This window comes from Streptomyces flavofungini, assembly GCF_041028215.1.
GTDB classification, from domain to species: Bacteria; Actinomycetota; Actinomycetes; order Streptomycetales; family Streptomycetaceae; genus Streptomyces; species Streptomyces flavofungini_B.
Genome location: NZ_JASKYR010000868.1, coordinates 1 through 3894 on the forward strand (window position 1 = coordinate 1; position 3894 = coordinate 3894).

5 protein-coding genes and 1 pseudogene are annotated in these 3894 nt (G+C 75.8%); 4 read left to right on the forward strand and 2 right to left on the reverse strand.

The features are described from left to right. A partial coding sequence (locus tag AB8Z36_RS35745) for an RNA polymerase sigma factor (RefSeq protein ID WP_369217552.1) occupies nt 1-504 on the reverse strand: 504 nt, incomplete at its 3' end. Nucleotides 505-742: 238 nt separating this feature from the next. Between AB8Z36_RS35745 and AB8Z36_RS35750 the strand changes: the two genes are divergently transcribed. The 4 genes and pseudogenes from AB8Z36_RS35750 (at nt 743) to AB8Z36_RS35765 (ending at nt 3173) form a co-directional block, all read left to right on the forward strand. Continuing rightward, nucleotides 743-1270, forward strand: coding sequence for an Asp23/Gls24 family envelope stress response protein (locus tag AB8Z36_RS35750; RefSeq protein ID WP_369217553.1), 528 nt, complete (start codon nt 743-745; stop codon nt 1268-1270). Nucleotides 1271-1286: 16 nt separating this feature from the next. Then, entirely contained in the window at nt 1287-1550 is a 264-nt protein-coding gene (locus AB8Z36_RS35755) for a hypothetical protein (protein ID WP_440582086.1), read from the forward strand. Further along, nucleotides 1547-2446, forward strand: a pseudogene (locus AB8Z36_RS35760) (DUF6286 domain-containing protein). Before AB8Z36_RS35755 ends, AB8Z36_RS35760 begins: the two are co-directional and overlap by 4 nt. Continuing rightward, nucleotides 2430-3173: a hypothetical protein gene (locus tag AB8Z36_RS35765; protein ID WP_369217554.1), complete on the forward strand. Its 744-nt coding sequence runs from the start codon at nt 2430-2432 to the stop codon at nt 3171-3173. Before AB8Z36_RS35760 ends, AB8Z36_RS35765 begins: the two are co-directional and overlap by 17 nt. Here the strand turns inward: AB8Z36_RS35765 and AB8Z36_RS35770 are convergent. Then, nucleotides 3097-3894: amidohydrolase family protein (locus AB8Z36_RS35770; RefSeq protein ID WP_369217555.1), on the reverse strand; the 798-nt coding region annotated here is incomplete at its 5' end. The two genes, AB8Z36_RS35765 and AB8Z36_RS35770, sit on opposite strands and share 77 nt — an antisense overlap.

Below are 3894 nucleotides of genomic sequence, written 5' to 3' on the forward strand. Positions count from 1 at the left end.
GAAGACACGGCCGCGCACCGCCTCCGGACTGATGCCGACGGACTCGGCGATGGTCTCGTAGTCGAGGCCGTTGAGTTCGCGCAGCACCCAGCAGACGCGCTGTTCCGGTGAGAGTCCCGCCATGGCCCTGGACAGATCGGCGACGGCGGCGTGGGATTCGGCCACTCTGGCCGGGGACGCCTCGTGCTCGGGCGCCTGGGGTTCGGGCACGCCCGCCAGGTCGACGGAGGGCCTGCGCGAGCGCAGCACGTTCAGGCAGCGGTTGGTGACGATCCGGTGTATCCAGGTGCTGAACCGCGCGTCCCTGCGGAACTCCGGCAGCTTGCGCCATGCGCTCACGAATGACTCCTGTACGGCGTCCTCGGCCTCCGTCCGGCTGCCGAGCAGCCGCGTCGCGAGCCGCAGCAGGGCCGGGGCATGACGGCGCATCAGCTCCTCGAAGGCCTCTTCGTCGCCTTCCCCGGCCCGCACCGCCAGCAATCCGTCGTGCCGGTCCCCGGGCACACGAGGCTCCTCTCGTCCAGGTCGTACTCCTACGACACATGGAAGGCAGTCCGCGTTACGCGGCGAGGGCACGTTACCCCCGGCGGAGAAGAATCTCTCCGAGGCGCGTAACGACGTTCCGGCAACCGTGTCGAACGGAAGAGAGTGGGCGCAGGCAGCCGCATCCGCAGCACGCGCGGGCACCGAACCCCCCTCATACCGACAGCCGTACGACTCAAGACGACGAGGAGAAGCCGACATGGCGACTCAGGACATCCACTCGAACGCGACCACGTCCTCCGGCTCGACGGGCGCCGAGACGGGCCGCACCGGCACCCTGCAGAAGAGCGGGGGCAGCACCACCGTGACGGGCGGCACCGGCGCCTCCGAGCCGGCCGCGACGCGCGGCAAGACCTCGATCGCCGACGTGGTGGTCGTGAAGATCGCCGGGATGGCGGCGCGCGAGATCCCCGGCGTGTACGACATGGGCGGCGGCCTCTCCCGCACCCTCGGCGCGGTCCGCGACCGCGTCCCCGGCGGCCGTCCCAACGTCGGGCGCGGGGTGAAGGTCGAGGTCGGCGAGCGGCAGACCGCCATCGACCTGGACATCGTCGTCGAGTACGGCGTGCCGATCACCGACGTCGCCCACGACGTGCGCGAGAACGTCATCGCCGCCGTGGAGCGCATCACCGGCCTTGAGGTCGTCGAGGTCAACGTCGCGGTCAACGACGTCCGCCTGCCCGGTGACGAGAGCCCGGACTCGGCGGGTGACGCGCGGGTGGAGTAGCGACGGGCGTCGGGCGGTGGCGGAGTGCCGCGACGCGGGGCTCCGCGACGAGTGGTTCCACGAGGAGTGGTTCCGCGAGGAGAGGTGTGTGGTGAACGGAGCAGTGGTAGGCATGATCGCCGGAATGGCTCTGGGGTTCGCCGGGTGGTTCGGCGGCTTCGGTGCCTTTCTCCTGGTGGCCGCGCTCGGCGCGGTCGGCTTCGTCGTGGGACGTCTCGTGGAGGACGGCACGGACATACGGGAGTTCCTCGGCGGCGGCCGTGACCGGGGCGGCCGATGAGCACCCCGGCGGCGGAGCGCGGCTCGACGACCGTGGCCGACCGCGCGGTGCGCCGCATCGCCGAGCGGGCGGCCACGGAGGCGCTCGGCCCGGGCGAGGTACGGGTCGGCCGGGGCTCGGCGGCCGTGCGGGGCCGCAGGGCGCGGGTCGGTGTCACGGTGACGCTGCCGTACCCGGCCGTGCTCGACGACGCCGGTGAACGCGTGCGGTCGCACGTCGCGGCCCGCACGGCCCTGCTCACCGGCCTCGTCGTGCCCTCGGCCSKCSKGCKSSKSYSGSGSMKGCSGKKGYSGGAGCGCCCGGCCGYGSCSCYSRCSGTGYYYGCCKGSKYGGYSGMSGCGGCCCGSGGGCKGCTCCTGTACGACGTGGTCTCGGTGCACGCGGCCGACCGGGGCCCCGCCCGGTGGCGGACGTGGTCGCTGGACTGGCTGGCCGCCCACGGTCCGGACACCGGCGCCTGGCCGGGCCTGGTGCTCGCGGCCGGTGTCCTGCTGCTCGGCGTGTGGCTGCTGCTGCTCGCCGTCACACCAGGTCTGCGCGGCCGGTTGCCGATGGCGGCACCGGCGCCGGGCGTACGGGCGACCGTCGACCGGCGTGCCGTGGCCGTGCTGCTGCGGGACGCCGTCTCCGAGGTGCCGGGCATCGGGCGGGTGCGGGTCGGCGTGGGCCGCCGCCGGGCCCGGGTGCGGGCCGGACTGCGCTTCGGCGCCCGGGAGTCCGCCCATGCGGCCGTGACCGGGGCGGCGGAGGAGGCGGTGGCCGCGTGTGCGCTGGCGAGGCCGCTGAGGGTGCGCGTCCGGGTGCGCGCCGACCCGGCCTGGAGCGCGCCGCCCGAGCGGTCCGCCGTGACGTCCCCGACGGTGCGAGGAGGCGCGGCCGATGAGCCGACTCCGTAACGGTACGAACCGGGCGGCGCTCGGCGTGCTCGCGGTGGCGCTCCTGTGCGGGGGCGCCGCGCTGGCCTCGGCGACGGAACCGGTCGGGGACCGGCTGCCCGAGGGCTGGCCCCGGCTTCCGGCCGACCGGGTGTGGCTCGACGCGTCGGCCCTCTCCCGGTGGCGCGGACACGGCTGGTGGACGCCCGTGGTCATCGCGGCGCTCGCCCTTGGCCTTCTGCTGTTCCTCTGGTGGGCCGTCGGCCAGGTGCGCACGGGGCGGCTGCGGCAGCTCCCCCTCGGGCACTCCGGCGTCACGCTCGCGGGCCCCGCCCTGGCCTCGGCGATGGCGGAGCGGGTCCGCTCGGTGCGGGGCGTGGCCGACGCCGAGGTGTCCCTCCTCGGCACCCCCCGGCGGCTCCGGGCCCGCATCACCCTGAGCCTGACCCCCGGACTGCCCGCCGGGGGCGGCGCTGCGGGAACTGACCCGGGAGGCGGTCGCGGAGGCGAGGACGGCGGCGGCACCGCGCGCCATGGAGGCGGAGGTCCGGGTGACCGTCCCTTCCGGCAAGCGGCGACGCCTGCGCTGAGCGGCTGCGGGAGCGGGGGCCCCGGCTCCTGCCGGGGCGCCTTCCCGCAGGCCTCGCCGCCCGCCGGAAGGCCAGGGCCCGTCACTCCCCGCAGCACCCGTCCCTCCGCATCGAGCGGCCCACCTCCAGCCAGTCCTCGCGCGGGGCGCCCTTCCTGACGGGGAACGCGGCCACCAGGTCATCGACCCGGTGCCGCACCCCGCCGCGCAGGACCTCCGTCGTCCGTACCAGGGAGTCGAAGTCCTCGAACGGGTCGCCGTCCACGACCGTGAGGTCCGCCACCTTGCCCGGCTCCACCGTGCCCAGGTCGCCGTCCAGGCCGAACAGCCGGGCCGGCAGGGCCGTCGCCGTGCGCAGGGCCGCCGCCGGGGACAGGCCGCCGCGGTGCAGGGCCCGCAGGCCCAGGTGGAGCGCGAGGCCGACCGGGACAAGCGGCTGGTCGGTGCCGAGGGCCACCAGGCCGCCCGCGGCGAGGACGCGGCGGTAGATGTCGGTCTCCGTGCGCAGCGTGGCCAGTTGGGCGGCGCTCGGCGGGACGCCCGCCGATTCCTTGATCTGCGCGGCGTCCCACGGCGGCATCACCGCGGTGACCCTCGGATCGTCCGCGAGGCCGGGGTCCGCGCCGAGCAGCGGCGAGGCGGTGAAGGGCGTGGCGATAAGGCCGAAGTGGGCCCCCGGCGCCGTGTAGATCGCGAGGACGTCGTCCCACGCCTTGCCCGAGGCGGTCACCGCGTGCCCGGACTCCGCGCGCTGGGTGGCCTGGAGGTGCGTCGCCAGGTCCTGGCCGAGCTGGATGCCCGGGGAGAGCAGGTGCCCGCCGGACCGCACGCCCAGGCGGTCGTGCGCGAAGCGCGCGGCCTCCCGCATCACCCAGCCCGG

Bases quoted from the DNA above. Each gene is read 5' to 3' on its own strand.
- AB8Z36_RS35750 (WP_369217553.1), top strand. From the start codon at position 743: ATGGCGACTCAGGACATCCACTCGAACGCGACCACGTCCTCCGGCTCG.
- AB8Z36_RS35765 (WP_369217554.1), top strand. From the start codon at position 2,430: ATGAGCCGACTCCGTAACGGTACGAACCGGGCGGCGCTCGGCGTGCTC.